This window comes from Novosphingobium sp. FW305-C-111 (assembly GCF_058783565.1).
Genome location: NZ_JBYSYP010000010.1, coordinates 15,043 through 32,550 on the forward strand (window position 1 = coordinate 15,043; position 17,508 = coordinate 32,550).

General features: G+C 67.1%; 14 protein-coding genes. 7 read left to right on the forward strand and 7 right to left on the reverse strand.

Annotation, left to right across the window (positions count from 1 at the left end):
* The first annotated feature begins 6 nt into the window (after positions 1-6).
* Genes AC3WLD_RS12370 through AC3WLD_RS12380 form a run of 3 tightly spaced genes read left to right on the forward strand, consistent with a single transcriptional unit; the run spans position 7 to position 2,875 of the window.
* Entirely contained in the window at positions 7-1,311 is a 1,305-nt protein-coding gene (locus tag AC3WLD_RS12370; protein ID WP_492557269.1) for a serine hydrolase domain-containing protein, read from the forward strand.
* On the forward strand, positions 1,311-2,192 hold the full coding sequence (nudC, locus tag AC3WLD_RS12375) for an NAD(+) diphosphatase (RefSeq protein WP_492557406.1): 882 nt from the start codon (positions 1,311-1,313) through the stop codon (positions 2,190-2,192). Before AC3WLD_RS12370 ends, nudC begins: the two co-directional genes overlap by 1 nt.
* On the forward strand, positions 2,189-2,875 hold the full coding sequence (locus tag AC3WLD_RS12380) for a DsbA family oxidoreductase (protein ID WP_492557270.1): 687 nt from the start codon (positions 2,189-2,191) through the stop codon (positions 2,873-2,875). The genes nudC and AC3WLD_RS12380 overlap by 4 nt, the downstream gene beginning before the upstream one ends.
* Before the next feature lie 124 nt (positions 2,876-2,999).
* Here AC3WLD_RS12380 and AC3WLD_RS12385 read toward each other — a convergent pair whose 3' ends face one another.
* On the reverse strand, positions 3,000-3,395 hold the full coding sequence (locus tag AC3WLD_RS12385; RefSeq protein WP_492557271.1) for a DUF1489 family protein: 396 nt from the start codon (positions 3,393-3,395) through the stop codon (positions 3,000-3,002).
* Between the two features lie 123 nt (positions 3,396-3,518).
* Positions 3,519-4,961, reverse strand: a complete 1,443-nt coding sequence (gene mgtE / locus AC3WLD_RS12390; protein WP_492557272.1) for a magnesium transporter — start codon at positions 4,959-4,961, stop codon at positions 3,519-3,521.
* A 111-nt stretch (positions 4,962-5,072) separates the two neighbouring features.
* On the opposite strand from mgtE, the gene AC3WLD_RS12395 reads away from it, so the two are divergent.
* Positions 5,073-5,522 (forward strand): peptidylprolyl isomerase, encoded by a 450-nt coding sequence (locus tag AC3WLD_RS12395; RefSeq protein ID WP_492557273.1) that lies wholly within the window; start codon positions 5,073-5,075, stop codon positions 5,520-5,522.
* A gap of 58 nt (positions 5,523-5,580) precedes the next feature.
* On the opposite strand, the gene AC3WLD_RS12400 is transcribed toward AC3WLD_RS12395, so the two are convergent.
* A complete protein-coding gene (locus tag AC3WLD_RS12400) occupies positions 5,581-7,239 on the reverse strand; it encodes a hypothetical protein (RefSeq protein WP_492557274.1) in 1,659 nt (552 codons plus the stop codon).
* A gap of 138 nt (positions 7,240-7,377) precedes the next feature.
* On the opposite strand from AC3WLD_RS12400, the gene AC3WLD_RS12405 reads away from it, so the two are divergent.
* Positions 7,378-8,001, forward strand: a complete 624-nt coding sequence (locus tag AC3WLD_RS12405; protein WP_492557275.1) for a hypothetical protein — start codon at positions 7,378-7,380, stop codon at positions 7,999-8,001.
* 36 nt (positions 8,002-8,037) lie between these two features.
* Here the strand turns inward: AC3WLD_RS12405 and AC3WLD_RS12410 are convergent, their stop codons facing one another.
* From AC3WLD_RS12410 to AC3WLD_RS12425, 4 genes are all read right to left on the reverse strand, one after another.
* Entirely contained in the window at positions 8,038-9,360 is a 1,323-nt protein-coding gene (locus AC3WLD_RS12410; RefSeq protein ID WP_492557276.1) for a sugar porter family MFS transporter, read from the reverse strand.
* A 22-nt stretch (positions 9,361-9,382) separates the two neighbouring features.
* Positions 9,383-10,759 (reverse strand): alpha-amylase family glycosyl hydrolase, encoded by a 1,377-nt coding sequence (locus AC3WLD_RS12415; protein WP_492557277.1) that lies wholly within the window; start codon positions 10,757-10,759, stop codon positions 9,383-9,385.
* The gene (locus tag AC3WLD_RS12420; protein ID WP_492557278.1) at positions 10,752-12,281 is read right to left on the reverse strand and encodes an MFS transporter; all 1,530 of its coding nucleotides are present in this window, start codon (positions 12,279-12,281) and stop codon (positions 10,752-10,754) included. Before AC3WLD_RS12420 ends, AC3WLD_RS12415 begins: the two co-directional genes overlap by 8 nt.
* Before the next feature lie 301 nt (positions 12,282-12,582).
* Positions 12,583-13,611: a LacI family DNA-binding transcriptional regulator gene (locus AC3WLD_RS12425; RefSeq protein ID WP_492557279.1), complete on the reverse strand. Its 1,029-nt coding sequence runs from the start codon at positions 13,609-13,611 to the stop codon at positions 12,583-12,585.
* Positions 13,612-13,736: 125 nt separating this feature from the next.
* On the opposite strand from AC3WLD_RS12425, the gene AC3WLD_RS12430 reads away from it, so the two are divergent.
* Both AC3WLD_RS12430 and AC3WLD_RS12435 read left to right on the forward strand, forming a co-directional pair.
* The gene (locus AC3WLD_RS12430) at positions 13,737-14,429 is read left to right on the forward strand and encodes a DUF6445 family protein (RefSeq protein WP_492557280.1); all 693 of its coding nucleotides are present in this window, start codon (positions 13,737-13,739) and stop codon (positions 14,427-14,429) included.
* A 227-nt stretch (positions 14,430-14,656) separates the two neighbouring features.
* On the forward strand, positions 14,657-17,464 hold the full coding sequence (locus AC3WLD_RS12435; protein ID WP_492557281.1) for a TonB-dependent receptor: 2,808 nt from the start codon (positions 14,657-14,659) through the stop codon (positions 17,462-17,464).
* Positions 17,465-17,508: the final 44 nt, after the last annotated feature.

Genomic DNA, 17,508 nt, shown 5'->3' on the forward strand with positions numbered 1-17,508 from the left:
TCGTCGGTGACGTCACTGGATTTCCACGCAAACACGGTTTCACGCCGCCGCCTTCTGGGCGGCGGTGCCCTGCTCGCCGGGGCATCGCTGCTGCCGCGCGCCGCTTTCGCCAGCGCTGCGGCTGAGGCCAAGTGGCCCAATGTCGCGGCGATGATCGACCGCTACGTCTCGGCGAAGAAGGTGCCGGGCATGATCGCCGCGCTCGGCTGGGGCAGCGGGCCGGCGCTGGAGATCGAACGCGGCACGGAAGGCGAAGGCGATTCCGACGCGGTCGGGGCGGACAGCCTTTTCCGCATCTATTCGATGACCAAGCCCATCACCGGCATGTCGGCGATGATCCTCGTCGACGAAGGCAAGCTCAGCCTCGACATGCCGCTGGCGGAGATCGTGCCCGCGTTTGCGAAGATGCAGGTGCAGGTCACCCCCGACGGCTCGATCACCGAGCTCAAGCCCGCGAAGACTGCGATCACCATCCGCCACCTGCTGACCCACACGGCCGGGCTCGGTTATTCGATCATCCAGAAGGGACCGCTCAAGACCGCATTCGAGGATGCGGGGGTCATCCCCGGGCAGGTCAGCCGCACTCCGATCCCCGGGCTCGACCGCGGCAAGCCGGTGCAGAGCCTCGAGGCGTTCGCCACCGCGCTCGCCAAATTGCCGCTGGTCTATGAACCCGGCACGCGCTGGTCCTATTCGGTCGGGCTCGACCTGATGGGCTATGTGATCCAGCAGGTATCGGGCCAGCCGTTCGACGAATTCATGACCGAGCGGATCCTCGCCCCCACCGGCATGAGCAGCACCTGGTTCCAGGTTCCGGAAAGCGAGGCCCACCGGCTCACCACGAACTACGGCATCCTCGGCGGTATGGTCCTGCCGATCGATCCGGCGGCAAAGTCGATCTATCTCGACAAGCCGCCGTTCCCGATGGGCGGGGCGGGGCTGGTGTCCTCGCCGCGCGACTACGACCGGTTCCTCACTATGCTGCTCGGTTTCGGGCAGATCGGCGGCAAGCGGGTGATGAGCGAGTCGGCGGTGCGGATGGGCACCAGCAACCTGCTCCCGGCCGGTGTCGATACCAAGGGCAGCATGATCGACGGTGCCGGCTTCGGCGCGGGCGGCCGGGTCGGACTGGGAATGCTTGAGGGCACCTACGGCTGGGGCGGCGCTGCGGGCACGGTGGCGTTCGTCAACTACAAGGTCGGCAACCGGGCGTCGCTCTACACCCAGTACATGCCGTCCGACGCCTACCCGATCCACGAGGAGTTCCCCAAGGCGGTGATCGCGGACCTGATGGCGGGGGCACGGCCGTGATCCGCTCCGGCATAGCCTTTGCCGGCGCGCGGCTCGACCGGGCCGATCACATCCGCTCGGACCCGGACAAGCTGGCCGCGCTGATGGACTGGCGCGCGCGGCTGCTGAAGCTCGAAGGGCTCGACCCGGCGCTGGCGCATGACGGCGGGCTCGAATGGGGCACGCTGGCCGATGCGCCCGCGGACGCCGAGCTGGTCTTCCTCGGCCTGATGGACGGCAAGGGCTGCTTCGCCGCGGTTCCCGCCGCCGGCTCGATCGGGGCAGGGCCGCCGAGCCCCGGCCTGTGGCGCGCGCTTTCGATGATGGCGCATGAGGACCTTGCCACCTACGGCGGCGCGCGCAGCCTGGTCGACTGGCACGCCCGCCACCGCCACTGCGCCCGCTGCGGCGCGCCGACGGTGCTGACCAAGGGCGGCTGGCAGCGCAACTGCACCAACGAGGGGTGCAAGGGCGAGCATTTCCCCCGCGTCGATCCGGTCACGATCATGCTGGTGGAATTCGAAGGCCGCCTGCTTCTCGGCCGCCAGCCGCGCTTCCCGCCGCGGCGGTTCTCCGCGCTCGCCGGATTCGTCGAACCGGGCGAATCGATCGAGGAGGCGGTCGCGCGCGAGGTTCACGAGGAGGCCGGCGTGCGGGTGCGCGAGGTCCGCTATGTCGCCAGCCAGCCGTGGCCGTTCCCCTCTTCGCTGATGATCGGGTGCCACGCCGTGGCCGAGGGCGACGAACTCGTCGTCGACACGACCGAGCTTGACGAGGCGCGCTGGTTCACCCGCGAGGAGGTCGCTTACGCCATGCAGCCCGGCACCGAGGACGGCGCGTTCATCGCCCCGCCGCCGCACGCGGTCGCGCACCACCTGCTCAAGTGGTGGCTCGAACAATGACCGCGCCCGTCCAGATCGACATCTGGTCCGACGTCATGTGCCCGTGGTGCGTGATCGGCTACTGCAAGCTGGAGAAGGGCCTTGCCCTGCTCGGCGACGAGGTTTCGGCGGAAATTCGCTGGCGGCCGTTCGAGCTTAATCCGCAGATGCCGCCGGAGGGCGAGGATTCGGCCGGGCACGTCATGCGCAAGTACGGCCGCACCGCGGAGCAGGCGGCGGCCGGGCGCAAGCAGATTGCCGGGATCGCGGCGGAGGCGGGCTATTCATTCGACTACACCGGCGAAGGCGAAGCGCCGCCGGCGTGGATGTGGAACACCTTCCTCGCGCACAAGCTGCTGTCCCATGCGCTGGCGGGTTACGGGGCGGCGGTCCAGACCCGGCTCAAGCTGTCGCTGTTCGATGCCCATTTCCAGCAGCGGCGGAACGTGTCGGACCCGGCGGTGCTGCTGGACCTCGCCGAGGCCGCCGGCATGGACCGGGCGCGGGCGGAGAAGGCGCTGTCCGACGAAGCGCTCGACCAGTACGTGCGCGGGGAGGAGGAGCTGGCCTACGACCTCAATATCAGCGGCGTGCCGGCGATGGTGGTCAACGGCAAGTACCTGATCCCCGGCGCGCAGGAGCCGGAGACTTACGCCAACGCGATCCGCAGGGTTCTGGAGAAGGAAGCGCGGGCGGAGGGGTAGCTTTACCCTTCGGGTTTACGGCGTCCCCGCGCAGGCGGGGACCTCCATCAATCGAGCGGACCGATTGCGGCACGAGGTCCCCGCCTTCGCGGGGACGCTGCTTGAGTAAAGATTTGAAGGAGACCTAAACCAGCCCCAGCCTTGCCAGATCCGCCGCGAGCTTTCCCGGCATCGTCTCGCCCAGCTCCTCGCCCACCAGCAGGTCCCGCGGCGCGTCCTTGTCTTCGAGATAGCGCCAGCCCTGGTGCGCGCGGCGGGCCACCGGGTGGACGTCAACCAGCCGCGTCGACACCACGATATGGTGCCGCCCGCCCTCGGTTTCCTCGAACCGGAGGATCTCGGACCGGGCGACGAGCTGATGCTTGAGAATCCAGAACAGGGATCCGCCGACCATTTCGGCATGGCGCTTGGGAAGGTAGCGCGTGGTGAGGAAGCCCTCCGCACCCCGGTTTGCCCACCAGCCGTGCATCTCTTCCAGCGACTTCGCCCCGAAGGCGACCTTGGTCATGTGCAGCGGCATTGATGATCTAACTTCGTCATTGCGACCCCCGCGAAGGCGGGGGGAAGCAATCCAGGGTGGCACTCTCGACGCTGGATTGCCGCGCGGCTGCGCCGCTCGCAATGACGGCCGCAGAAAGGTTGATCATCCTGCCAGCCCCGTCACCACGGCAAGGCCGAGGAACGAAAAGAAGCCCATCACGTCGGTCGCAGTGGTCACGAACACTGCCGAGGACACCGCCGGATCGATCCGCAACCGGTCGAGCGTCACCGGCACGAGGATCCCGGCAAGCCCCGCGGTGAGGTTGTTGATCACCATCGCGGAGCCAATCACCGCGCCGAGCAGCGGGTTGCCGAAGATCGCCGCGGTCGACAGTCCGATCAGCAGCCCGAGCGACACCCCGTTGGCGAGCGCGATACGGAACTCGCGGCCGATCATGCGCCAGGTGTTGGTGCTGGTCAGCTGGTTGGTGGCGATGGCGCGGACCACGACCGCCAGCGTCTGGGTTCCGGCGTTCCCGCCCATGCCCGAGACGATCGGCATGAGCACGGCGAGCAAGGCGAACTTGGCGATCGCGCCCTGGAACAGCCCGACGACCGAGCTGGCGATGATGGCGGTGCCGAGGTTGACGACCAGCCATGACAGGCGGGTCCGGACGGTCAGGCGGATCGGCTCGTTAATGTCGCCGTCACCCGCGCCCGACAGCCGCAGGATGTCTTCGCTCGCCTCTTCCTGGATGATGTGGACGACGTCGTCGACGGTGATCTGGCCGACCAGCCGCCCGTCCTCGTCGACGACTGCCGCCGAGATCAGCGCGTACTTCTGGAAGCGCAGCGCGACCTCTTCCTGGTCCATGCCAACCGGGATCAGCGTCTGGTCGCGCTTCATCACGTCGGCGAGCGAGATGGAACGCGGGGTGCGCAGGATCCACGAAAGCATGCAGGTCCCGACCGGGCGATGCTTCACGTCGACGATGAACACTTCCCAGAACTCGTTCGCGAGGTCGGGGTTTTCGCGCAGATAGTCGATCAGGTTGCCGACCGTCATGTGCTCGGGCACCGCGATGAACTCGCGGCTCATCAGGCGGCCGGCGGTTTCTTCCGGATAGAGCAGCGCCGATTCGATGGCGGCGCGGTCTTCCGGCTCCATCTCGGCGAGGACGGCCTGCTGGTCCTCCTCGTCGAGATCCTCGATCAGGGCGACCGCGTCGTCGGTCTCCATCTGCTCGGCGAGATCGGCGACGTCTTCGGGCGGCAGCGCCTCGACCAGCAGCTCGCGGACATGGTCGTTGAGCTCGGCGAGCACGTCGCCGCCCATGAGGTCGGAAATCGCGCGAACCAGGCGCGGACGGTCGTCCTCGTCGATCAGCTCGAACAGGTCGGCGATGTCGGCCGGGTGGAGCGGCTCGACCAGTTCGTACACGGTGTCGCGGTCGTCGGCGTCGAGTGCCTCGACCACCTTGCGCACGAACGAACCCTTGAGCCGATTCTCCTCGTCGAGCGAATCCGACAGGCGCGCAGCCTCGACCGGCGAAAGCTCCACAGCCTCGCCGATGCGGTCCGGATCAAGGCCCTCGTCGCGCTCCATCGGGGCCGGGGATAGGCCGGGAGACGGCAAAAGCAACCGGGTTCGGCGGCCCCTGCGTGACTTTCTTTCCGGAGCCCCTATATCGGCGCCGCAACCAGAGGATTTGTTTCAATGGCCGACGAAAAGCTGACCCTTTCCCTCGATTCCGGCGACGTGGTGATCAAGCTGCGCCCCGACCTTGCCCCGGGCCATGTCGCCCGCATCAAGGAGCTGGTGAGCGAAGGTTTCTATGACGGGGTGAAGTTCCACCGCGTGATCCCGGGCTTCATGGCGCAGGGCGGCTGCCCGCAGGGCACCGGCATGGGCGGATCGGACAAGCCCGACCTCCAGGCCGAGTTCAACGACGAGCCGCACGTCCGCGGCGTCTGCTCGATGGCCCGCACAAGCTACCCGCACTCGGCGAACAGCCAGTTCTTCATCTGCTTCGACGACGCGCGCTTCCTCGACCGGCAGTACACCGTGTGGGGCCAGGTCGAGAGCGGCATGGAACACATCGACGCTCTCCCGAAGGGCGAGCCGCCGGCCAAGCCGGGCGTGATCAACAAGGCGACGGTGAGCTGATCTTCAGCCGAGGTTCGAGACAGGAAGGGCGGGGCCGGATGGCTCCGCCCTTTTTCGTTCAGCCCCGGATCGCGTAGAGCGTCGCGTTGCTGATCGCGTAGACGCCGCCGTCGGCGCCAACCAGCGTCGGGGTGTAGGCCTGGCCCAGACCTGAATTGAGGCGCAGCGCCTGCGACAGGGTGTTGTTGGTCAGGTCCCAGCGGTACATCACCCCGTCCTCGTTGTTGGCGAGGATCGACTTGCGCGCCGGGTCGGCCGCCATCGTGTTGATGCACCACTCGCGCCGCGCGGTGGTCGAGCCGGCGTCGAAGGTGGGGCCGAGGATGGTCAGGATCTCGCGCATGACCGTCACGCTGGGGGTGATCGGATCGGCCTGGCTCGACTTGGGATCGAGCACAGCGAGGCGGTTGAGCCCGTCGCCAGTGCCGACGTCCTCGTAGTTGTTGTACTTCAGCGCCAGCAGGTAGCTGGACGAGCCGCTGTATGACGGGACCATCGACGCCGGGATGACGCTCGGCGAAACGTCCCAGCCGAAGCTGCCGGGGACGCCCACGGGGCTGAGCAGCCGGTCGAACTGAAGCAGCCAGCCGCGTGCGTTGTGGGTCGGGAAAACGGCTTCGAGGACGCCGTAGAACACCCGGTCGTCGGGCGCGACTACCGGGGCGGCGGTGCTGTTGTCGCTGACGCGCGCGGGTGTCAGCAGGTTGGGATCGATCAGTTGCGCCCGGCCGCGCACCGCGAGTGTGGTTGCATCCAGCGCGAGCAGGTAGCCGCGCTGGACGGTGCCGGAAACCGGAGCGGTGTTGACCGCGATGTAGACCAGCGTCCCGTCGTTGGAGAGCGCCGGGGCGCAGTTCAGCGCCGCCTTGTCGATCGCGGAATCGCCGGCGGCGGTCGCGGCGCTGACCCAGGTCCCGGTCCCGTCCGGAGCGACCCGGGCGATGCCGCCAACCACGCCGGCAGGATTGCTCCCGACCACCTGGAAACCGAAGAACACGTTGCCTTGGGCGTCCACCGTCAGCGGAGTGTTGATGAACACCGTGGTATCGTAAGCGGCGGGATTGGCGTTGTAGGTGCTGGCACCGAAAAACACCTGCGGGGTGAAGCCACCGCTCGCGGCGTCGGCACTGGCGCGCATCAGCAGCTTGCCGCCTGCGCCCGGTGCGTAGACCTTGTTCTGGAGCGATATGGCTACGTTGTACGGCGGGAACCAGTTGTGCGGCGGGGTGACGTAGTCGGTATCGACCGACCAGATCAGCGAGCCGGTTGCGCCCGCCCGTCCCTCGACCCGGTATCCGCCGGCGCTGGTGGTCTTGACCGGGATCACCACGGTGTTCGCCGCCGTCACCGCAGGGGAGCCGTAGTGCGCGAGCAGCGCGCCGCTGGCGGTATAGGCCGGGGCGAGGTCGATCGGTGTCGTCCATGCGATCCGGCCGAGGTCTTGCGAGGCCACCGGGCTGAAACCCGTGTGCTGCGCATTCTGGCCATAGCCTGACCAGATGGGTGCAGCCGTCGGGGTGGGCGTGGGGGTCGGCACCGGCGTCGGGGTCGGAGTCGGCGAGGGCAGGGGAACCGGCGAGCCGCCGCTACCGCCTCCGCCGCCGCACGCGGTGAGCACCGCGCTCGACGAAAGCATCAGCAGCGCCCGGCGGCGCGAGACGGGGGAGGATGCCGAGGATTGCCGCTCGACTCGAACCAAGGCGCGATAGTTTCCCATGATACCACCAGCATAGGCCCGGCGACGGGGTACGCGCCAGCCGTTTTGCAGCCGTTGCGGATCACCGATCGCGCTTGACTCGCGTGGCGGAGAGGAATCTCCTGCGCTTCACCAGCATCGGGAAGGGGAGATCTCGACGTGGCCTGTCTCAAAACGCATTTCGCCCTCACGCCGGTGGTTGCCGTCGCGCTCGCCAGCCTCGCCGCGTGCGACAAGGGCAAGGACGCGGGCGGCGATGCGCCCGCCGGTGCCGCATCCGCCCCCAAGGCGCAGCTGTTCCCCGACGACTTCAAGGGTGTCTGCTCGGGCGCGGGGGTTTCGCGCGCGGCGGCCTATGACCCGGCAAAGAAACCGCACAAGGCTGTCTATTTCGAGAGCTGGAAAGACGATCTGACCGACAGCTCGACCTCGCTGCCGCCCGACTGGACCGTCCAGTTCACTGCCGACGGCGACGCCTATGCCGCGGTCGACCTTGTCGCCTGCGCGCGCCGGACTGCGGCAAAGGAGGTCAAGGTCTGCGACGGCTACAAGGCAGACGACAAACCAACCAACAACAAGGTCCGCTGGCACACCGCGACCTATGCGCTGTCGGTGATGGAAGCGAGGACCGGCAGGAAGCTCGCGGAGACCACCGTAGAAGCCACCAACAGCGACTGTCCGATGTTCCAGAACTTCGACGGCGACAACCAGACAGTCGACGGTTACGCCACCCCGCCGGACAGCACAGTGGCCGATTTCCTCAAGCCGCACGTCGTGGGTTGACGTCCTTGTGTCGTTGGCCGGGGCGGTGCCGGTCGCTCAGTGCGCGGTCATTTCCTGCGCCAGGTCCTCCAGGCTGCGCCCGCGCGTCTCGATCATCGCGAAGCGGACCCACAGCAGTTGCAGCACCATCATCGCGGCAAATGCGGTGAAGATCGTGGCCGGGGGCACCGTCGCGAGGATCGCCGGCATGACCAGCGTCAGGCCCGCAGCAAAGACCCAGTGCGTACCGGCACCCAGCGACTGTCCCTTGCCGCGCGCGACGCTGGGGAAAATCTCGCTGATATAGACCCAGATCACCGCGCCCTGCCCGATCGCGTGGGCGGCGATGAAGGCGAACACGAACGGCAGGACCAGCTCGAACTGGCCGCTGGCAAACCCCCACGCTGTCATGCCCAGCGAGATGATGTAGCCGAAGCTGCCGACGTACATCAGGAACCGCCGCCCACTGCGGTCGATCAGCAGCAGGCCTGCGAGCGTGAAGACCATGTTGACGAGGCCGATGCCGACCGTCGCCAGCAGCGCGGTCGATGCGCCTGCGCCGGTCAGCTCGAAGATCCGCGGCGCGTAATAGATCACCGCGTTGATGCCCGAGAGCTGGTTGAACATCGCGATCAGGAAGGCGTGCGCGATGGGGCGGCGGTATTCGCCCGAGAGGAACCGCCCCCAGCCGATCGAGCGCGCCTCTTCGGCGGCCTCGGCCTTGATCGCCGCCATGACCTCGTCGACCGTCGCGGGATTGATCGCGGCGAGGATTGCGCGAGCCTTCGCCTCGTTACCCTCGTGAACCATCAGCCAGCGCGGGCTTTCCGGGATCGTCAGCGTGGCAGCGAGGTAAGCCAGCGAGGGCAGCGCGACGACACCGAGCATCCACCGCCAGTCATGCTCGCCGCGCCCGCCGATCAGCCAGTTGGAGAGGAACGCTACGAGGATGCCGAGCACGATCATCGTCTGGAACAGCGCGACCAGCCGCCCGCGCTGCGCCTTGGGCGCGATCTCGGCGATATAGGTGGGCGCGGTGACCGAACTGACCCCGATGGCGAGCCCGCCGAGCACCCGGAATACGATGAACGACGCCGGACCCCATGCGAGGGCCGAACCGATCGCCGACACCGCGTAGAACACGCCGATGGCGATCAGGGTGGGCCGCCGTCCGAAGCGATCGGATGGCCAGCCCCCGCCGAGCGCGCCGATGACCGTGCCCCACAGCGCCGACGAGATGGCGAGCCCGTGCAGCGCGTCGGACATCGACCAGACCTTCTGCACAGCCTGTTCGGCACCGGAAATGACCGCGGTGTCGAACCCGAACAGAAATCCGGCGAGCGCGGCGGTTGCCGCCCAGCTGCCACTCTTGCCCGTCATGTTTACCCCCCCAGGTACGTCGTCAGTTGGTCCGCGAGAGCAGGCGCCAGCCCCATGGCGGCAGGGTCACCGTGTCTCCGGCGGCCACGGTCACGGCTGCGCCGCTGCCGAACTCGCGGTAGCTCCCCGCCGCGAGGCCATCGGCCAGCTTGGCAGTCACCGGCTGCGCGGACAGGTTGAACAGACCGACGACCTTGTTGCCGTCCTTCTGGCGGACCCACGCGAAGAGCTGTTTGGGCTGGTCGTTCACCACCTGCTGCATCCGCGCGCCCCACTGACCGTTGGCGAGCGCGGGGTTGGCCTTGCGGAAGGCGATGAGATCGCGGATCAGCGCGCCGTTCGCGCAGTCCTTGCCCTGCGACCAGTCAATCGGGTCCTTCTCGAAAAACGCAAGGCGCTTTTCGTTACAGGCTTCCTGCCCGTTGTAGACCATCGACAGGCCCTCGCCGGCAAAGGCCAGCGCGGTGAAGGCGGGCAGTGCCGGGCCGAAGTTTTCGGCTGTCGTGCCTTCCCAGGCGTTGCTGTCGTGGTTCTCGATATAGGTCAGGCGCATCGCCTCGCGCGGCCAGGCGCTCTCGTTCTCGGCGTAATAGCCGAACAGCTCTGTCGCATCGGCCTTGCCCGCGGCGATCTTCTTGACCGAAACGTGCCAGTCCCAGGCATAGACCCCGTCGAAGGCGCGGCGGGTCAGTTCCGAGCTCTTCCACTCGGCGATCATGAACACCGGACGGATGCGGTCGAGCCGGGCGCGCTCGGTTTCCCAGAAGTCGAGCGGGACATAGCCGGCGACATCGGCACGGAAGCCGTCGATGGCGAAGTCGCGAACCCAGTATTCCATCGCCTTGCCGACGTGCTCGCGCACGCCCGGCTTCGACCAGTCGAGGTCGATGACGTCGGACCAGTCCCACCACGGGGTCGGACGGAAATGACCTTGCCAGTCCTTTTCGTACCAGTCGGGGTGCTGCTTCGCGAGCGCGTTGTCCCAGGCGGTGTGGTTGGCGACGAGGTCCAGGATGACGTGGAAGCCCATCGCGTGGGCAGCGTCGACGAAGTGCCTGAGGTCGTCCTTGGTCCCGAACTCCGGATTGACGCCGTAGTAGTCTTGGACCGAGTAGGGCGAACCGAGGCTGCCCTTGCGGTTTTCCTTGCCGATCGGATGGATCGGCATCAGCCAGAGGATGTCGACGCCCAGCGCCTTGAGCCGGGGCAGCTCCTTCTCGGCGGCGCGGAAGGTGCCTTCCTGCGTGAACTGGCGGGTGTTGATCTGGTAGAGCACGGCGTCCTTCGACCACGCCGGGTGCTTGAGTTCGACATAAGGCTTGGGCTGCCAGGGGCTCTTGGCGGCGACCGGCGAGGCGGCAAGGAGCGCCGCCGAAAGGGCGAGGGCGAATTTACGCAAAGGTCGTCTCCAGCGGACGCGAGGGTTGGATGGTCGCGGCGACCCGCCGCATGGCGAGCGCGGCCACGCCCCACGAGGCGGCGGCGAACAGCATCGTCCACACCGGTTCGCCGGGGAAGAACGCCTTCATCAGCGAGCCCATCACCGTTGCCACGAGAAGCTGGGGCACGACCACGAACACGTTGAACAGCCCCATGTAGATGCCGAGCTTCGCCTGCGGCAGGTTCGAGGCGAGGATGGCGTAAGGCATGGCGAGGATGCTCGCCCAGGCGATGCCGATGGCGACCTCGCACAGCAGCAGCGCCACGGGATTGCGCAGCACGAAAAAGCCGAGAAAGCCCAGCGCGCCGATGCCGAGGCACAGCGAGTGCGTCGTTACCTGGCCGAGCTTGCGCGACAGCCAGGGCAGCAGCGCCAGCGCGGCGACCGCGGCGACGCCGTTGTAGACGGTGAACAGCACGTTGACCCAGTTCGCGCCCTCGTTGTAGGCCTCGCTCGCCGGGTCGCTGCTGCCGAAGACGTACTGGGTCACGACCGGCGTCGTGTTGATCCACATGATGAACAGCGCCGACCACGAAAAGAACTGGACCACCGCCAGCCGCTTCATCACCGGCGGCATCCCGGCAAAGTCGCCGACGATGCTCGCCAGCATTCCGCTGGTCCGGCCCTTGCGGGCGAGCGAGATGGCGATGGCGCTGAGCAGGCCGTACGCGAAGAGGAGCGCGCCGAGCAGCAGGACTTCCTTCTCGAGCGCGAACTCGCCGACCAGCGCCGCGACGACCAGCCCTGCGCCGGCCCACAGGGCGCTCGAGGCATAGGACTTGGCGGCCAGCGCCCGGACCGGCTGGTCATGCGAGCCCGCGTCCTCGCCGCCGAACGCGGCCTGTTCGTCCGGGCTGTATTCGCGGGTGGTCAGGACCGTCCACAGCACAGCGCCGAGCACTGCGAGCGCGCCTGCCCAGAAACTCCATCGCACGGTCGCGGGCAGCTCGCCGGGCGCGGCGACGTTGGCGACGCCGAGGTGTTCGAGCAGCCACGGGAAGATCGAACCCGCCACCGCGCCCGCGCCGATGAAGGCAGTCTGCACGGCGTATCCGGCGGCGTGCTGGTCGGTCCGCAGCATGTCGCCGACGAAGGCGCGGAACGGCTCCATCGAGACGTTGAGCGAGGCATCCAGCAGCCACAGCATGCACGCCGCGAACAGCAGCGCGGGGCCGACCGTCGGAGCCAGCGGCATCAGGAACAGGGCGAGCGCCGAGAGGACGGCGCCCGTCAGGAAGTAGGGCCGCCGCCGCCCGAGCCTCGACCAGGTGCGGTCGGAAAGGTGACCGATGATCGGCTGGACCAGCAGGCCGGTGAGCGGCGCGGCGACCCACAGTGCGGGCAGATCGTCCATGCTCGCGCCGAGTGTCTGGAAGACCCGGCTCATGTTGGCGTTCTGCAGGGCGAAACCGACCTGGATGCCGAAGAAGCCGAAGCTGATGTTCCACAGGCCGGCAAAGCCCAGGCGTGGTTTGTCCATCCGCTGAAATCCTGTCCCGTCGCCCGCGCCTGTCCGCGGATCGTCACGCACGGCTGGCAGGAAAAGCAGCGGGCCTCAACAACGTATACGAATGTAGGAGGGCGAGGCGGGTCCCGTCCTCACAGACTTCGTCACCCTGAACTCGTTTCAGGGTCCAGTCTGCCAGCGTCGGCGAAGGGTTGTGACGCAAGCGGCAGTTCGGCGAAGTGGCGCAACTACCGCGGATGGCTAACAACGCCGCAAGTTGGACCCTGAAACAAGTTCAGGGTGACGGCACTTTTGATGGTGAAGTCGCGCGGCCCTAGCTGCTCCCACGCTCGATCAGCCGCGTCGGCAGCATGGGTTCGGGCAGGGGCTTGTCCTCGATCTTGGCGATCAGCGTTTCGAGCAGGCGTTCGCCTGCACCGCGCATGTCCTGCATGATCGTGGTGAGGGGCGGATTGGCGAGACTGGCCGCGGGAATGTCGTCGAACCCGACGATCGCAACTTGGCCGGGCACCGAAAGCCCGGCCTCGGCCAGCGCGCGCATCGCGCCGATCGCAATGAGGTCGCTCGCGGCAAAGATCGCGTCAAAACTCCTGCCGCTGGCAATCAGGTCGGCGGCTGCGGCATGGCCGGCCTGTTCGGTGGTGATCGCATCGCGCTGGAGCTCGGGACCGCAGTCGAGGCCGTTTTCGCGCAGCACTTCGCACAGCCCGCGATAGCGCGCGGCGAACTCGGGATAGTGCTCGTCGGCATGGCCGAGGAACGCCACCTGCTTGCGCCCGCGTGCCACGAGGTGCTCGCCCGCGAGCCGCCCCGCGCCGACGTTGTCCGAACCCACCGTGCCGCCGCTGGTGTCATCGGTGACCGAGCCCCAGCGGGCAAAGTGGGTGCCTTGCTCGACCAGCTGGGCATGGCGGTCGGCATAGAGCGTGTAGTCGCCGTAGCCGAGCAGGATCAGCCCGTCGGCCTTGTTGCTGTCCTGGTAGGTGACGTGCCAGTCGTCTTCCATCTTCTGGAACGAGATCAGCAGGTCGAGTCCCCGGCTGGCGCAGGCACGGGTGATCGAGCCGAGCATCGCCAGGAAGAACGGGTTGATCATGCTTTCGTCTGGCGTTTCATCCTCGAAGAACAGCAGGGCGATGGTGTTCGACCGCTGCGAGCGCAGCGACGAGGCATTCTTGTCGACTGTGTAGTGAAGGTCGTTGGCGATGCGGCGGATCTTCTCGCGCGTCGCCGCGCTGACCGAACGGTCGCCCCTCAGCGCCCGGCTGACGGTCGGCTGCGACACGCCCGCAAGATAGGCGATGTCGAAGCTCGTCGGCTTTTGCGAGCGCTTGCGGCCCATGACCCTCTCCTGCGGCGGGGCCTTGGATATGGTCTGGTGCCGGTCCCCGAATGCGAAACCTAGCGGGGCGGGGGCGCACTGGCAATCGGTTGCGGTAGATACCGGCGAGGTCCTATCGTGCGCGCATGAGCGGACCGCTTGCCTTGTCCCCCGATGCGACCGTCGCCGCAGAGCGCTTCGGCCGCGAGCGCCAGCCGCTGGTGCTCGTTGATGGCGCGCTGGTCGATCCCGGCGCGGTGGTGGAGATCGCCGCGCGTCATGCGTACCAACCGATCGGGCCGTTCTACCCGGGCGTACGCGCGGCAGTGTCTGAGCGGATCGCCATGCCGCTCGTTGCGCCGCTGCTGCCGTTTCTGGAACGCGAGTTCGCGCTGCCCCGCCCGCCGCGGTTCCTCGAATGCTATCTCAGCCTGGTGACCACCCCGGCCGACGCGCTCGCGCCGATCCAGCGTTTCCCGCATTTCGACGGGCTGGAGCCCGAGCGGCTGGCCGCACTGCTCTACCTCGATGCCGCGGAAACCGGCGGCACCGCGTTCTACCGCCAGCGTACGACCGGGTTCGAAAGCGTGGACGCCGCCCGGTTCGATGAATACCGCGCCGATCTGGACAAGGCCGTGTCCGCCGGCGGCCTGCCCGGTGCGGCCTACATCGGCGGCGACTCGGGACTGTTCGAGCAAGTCCACCGCATTGCCGGACGGTTCAACCGGATGGCGATATACCGGGGCAATGCGCTGCACTGCGCAGACCTGCCGGACCGGTTCATGCCCGTTGCCGACCCTCGCCGCGGCCGCCTGACACTGAACCTGTTCCTTCGATAAATTTGAAGTAAAATACTGATTTCATGAGTAAACGATGGTGTGAGAATGTCGCACCAGGTTTCATTGCAAACTATGCGTATACGTATGCCATCTTCCTGAGCGGCGAGGGCGGAGCGTATCACGATGATGCATTGAGCGGCGATGCAGGGGTGCACGCCGCCAAAACGACCAGGGACAGGATCAGGCCGGCCGCACAGCGGATTCCGGCCGTTTGGGGAGGTATTTCGATGGCATACCGTAAGCACGTTTCGGGCGTCAGCTTCGCCGCGCTGGGCCTTGCGCTTGCCATGGCGCTGCCCACCGCTGCGCAGGCTCAGGACGCCGCGCCGGCCGACGGCGCACAGGCCGAAGAGGCTCCGGCCGGCGAAAACGCGATCGTCGTGACCGGCTTCCGCCGCGCGCTCGAGACTGCGGTCGAACTGAAGCGGGACCAGGCGGTCATCGCCGAGGCGTTCTCCTCGGAAGACATCGGCAAGCTGCCCGACGTGTCGATCGCCGAAACTCTCGGCCGCCTGCCCGGCCTCGCCGTGCAGCGCATCGACGGCCGCGCCCAGAGCCTTTCGGTCCGCGGCCTCGGCCCGGATTACTCGACTTCGCTGCTCAATGGCCGCGAAGTGGTTTCCTCGGGCGACAACCGCGCCGTCGAATACGACCAGTATCCTTCGGAACTGATCGACCAGGGCGTCGTCTACAAGACCCCCTACGCCGGCCTCATCGGCCAGGGCCTCGCCGGCACCGTCGACCTGCGCACGATCCGTCCGCTGTCCAAGAAGGATCGCATCGTCGCGCTGTCGGCCCGCGCCGAATTCAACGAGGGCGGTTCGCTCAACCCCGACATCCGCGGCTACGGCTATCGCGCCACCGGCACCTATGTCGACCAGTTCGCCGACGACACGCTCGGCCTCGCGCTCGGCCTGTCGTACCAGTCGAGCCCGAGCCAGGTCGAACGCTTCCGCGCCTGGGGTTATCCCAACGACGCCGGTTACACCGTCCTCGGCGGCATGAAGCCGTTCGCCAAGTCGGTGCTGCTCGACCGCCTCGGCGCGTTCGGCACGCTGGAATGGCAGCCGAGCGCGGAGTGGAACTCGACGCTCGACGTGTTCTATGCCGACTACAAGGAAAAGCAGCCGCAGCGCGGCATCGAATTCCCGCTGAACCCGGGCTGGGGCGCGGGCACCACGATCACCTCGCATTCCTCGGGCAGCTTTCCTGACAAGGTGACCTTCACCGGGGTCCAGCCGGTCGTTCGCAACGACTATGACCGCAAGGACACCACGACCTTCGCGGCCGGGTGGAACACCAAGTACGAGAACGACGACATCCTGCTCAACGCGGACCTGTCGTACTCGAAGTCCGACCGCCGGCTGCAGCAGATCGAGAGCTACTCGGGCCTCAGCTATGGCGCGAACCCGGCGGCTCCGTCTGACACGGTGACCTATACCCGCAACAACGGCGGCGTGCCGTTCACCTTCACCAACGTCATCAACTATGGCGACACCAACCTCATCCAGCTGACCGACCCGCGCGGTTGGGGCGGCGGGCCGGGCAACATCGTGCAGGCCGGCTTCATCAACGACACCAAGACCAACGACGAACTGTGGGAAGGCAAGCTCGACGCGACCCTCAAGGTCGAGAGCGGCTTCATCGACAAGCTCGTCGCCGGCGTCGCCTATGCCGATCGCACCAAGAAGCGCGACATTACCCAGAACTACCTGAGCCTCGCGGGCGGCACTTCGGTGATCGCCGGCCAGGGTGCGATCCTGCGCAAGCCGATCCCGGCAGACGCGCTGATCGGCACGGTCGACGCGCTGTCGTTCCTCGGCTTCGGCCCGCAGGTTGCCTACGATCCGTTCACGCTGATCAACAACGGCACGTACGTGCTGACCAGCGTCGAAAGCTCCAGCTTGCCGTTCCCCGGCGACTGGACCGTGAAGGAGAAGGTCTGGACCGGCTTCGCCCGCGCCGACATCAAGTCGCAGCTCGGCACGATGGACCTGACCGGCAACTTCGGCGTGCAGGTCGTCCACACCGACCAGTCGTCGGACGGCTTCAACTCGCCGGGCGGCATCGGCGCGGCCAAGATCCCGGTCACCGACGGGCGCAAGTACTGGAACGTCCTGCCGAGCGTGACGCTGAACCTTTCGCTCAACGACCAGATGAAGCTGCGCTTCGGCGCTGCCCGCACCCTGGCCCGGGCCCGCATGGACCAGCTCAACGCGTCGCAGAACGCCAGCATCTCGAACACCCCGCTCCAGCCGCTCAACACGATCTTCAGCGGCAGCGGCGGCAATCCGAAGCTCAAGCCCTACATCGCCGACGGCGTGGACCTGAGCTACGAATGGTACTTCGGGGGCGAGGGCTACTTCGCGGTCGCCGGCTACTACAAGTGGCTGAAGGACTTCGTGAACCCGAACGCCTCGGTGCAGCGTGACTTCAGCTACCTGGTGTCGGCGCTTACCCCGGCCCAGCGTGCGGTGTTCCTCGCGACCAACAGCCAGACCCAGGGCTTCGTCTCCGGTCCGGACAACACCGCCGAAGGGCACATCGCCGGTATCGAAGCGACGCTGGCCCTGCCGCTGCGGACGATCACCCCGGCGCTCGAAGGCTTCGGTTTCCAGACCAGCGTGTCCTACACCGACAGCAAGCTGACGATCACCGACCGCGGCACCGGCAACACCTTCACCGCGACGGTCCCTGGCCTGTCGAAGTGGGTGGTGAACTCGACCGTGTACTTCGAGAACTCGGGCTTCGAGGCGCGCGTCAGCCACCGCTACCGCTCGTCCTACCTGGCCGAGTTCATCGGTATCTCGGCCAGCCGCGACTTCCGCCAGACCTATCCGGAATCGATCTTCGACGCGCAGATCGGCTATCGCTTCCCGGATGACAGCAAGCTTGCCGGCCTTGGCTTCACCGTCCAGGCGCTGAACCTGACCGACGAGCCGTTCATCAACTATGCCGATGGCGACAAGACCCACGTCATCGACTACGAAAGCTATGGCCGGACTTACCTGGTGGGCGTTTCCTACCGGTTCTGACGATCCCTCCCCGAAGCGGCGGGGCCGGTCATTCCCGGCCTCGC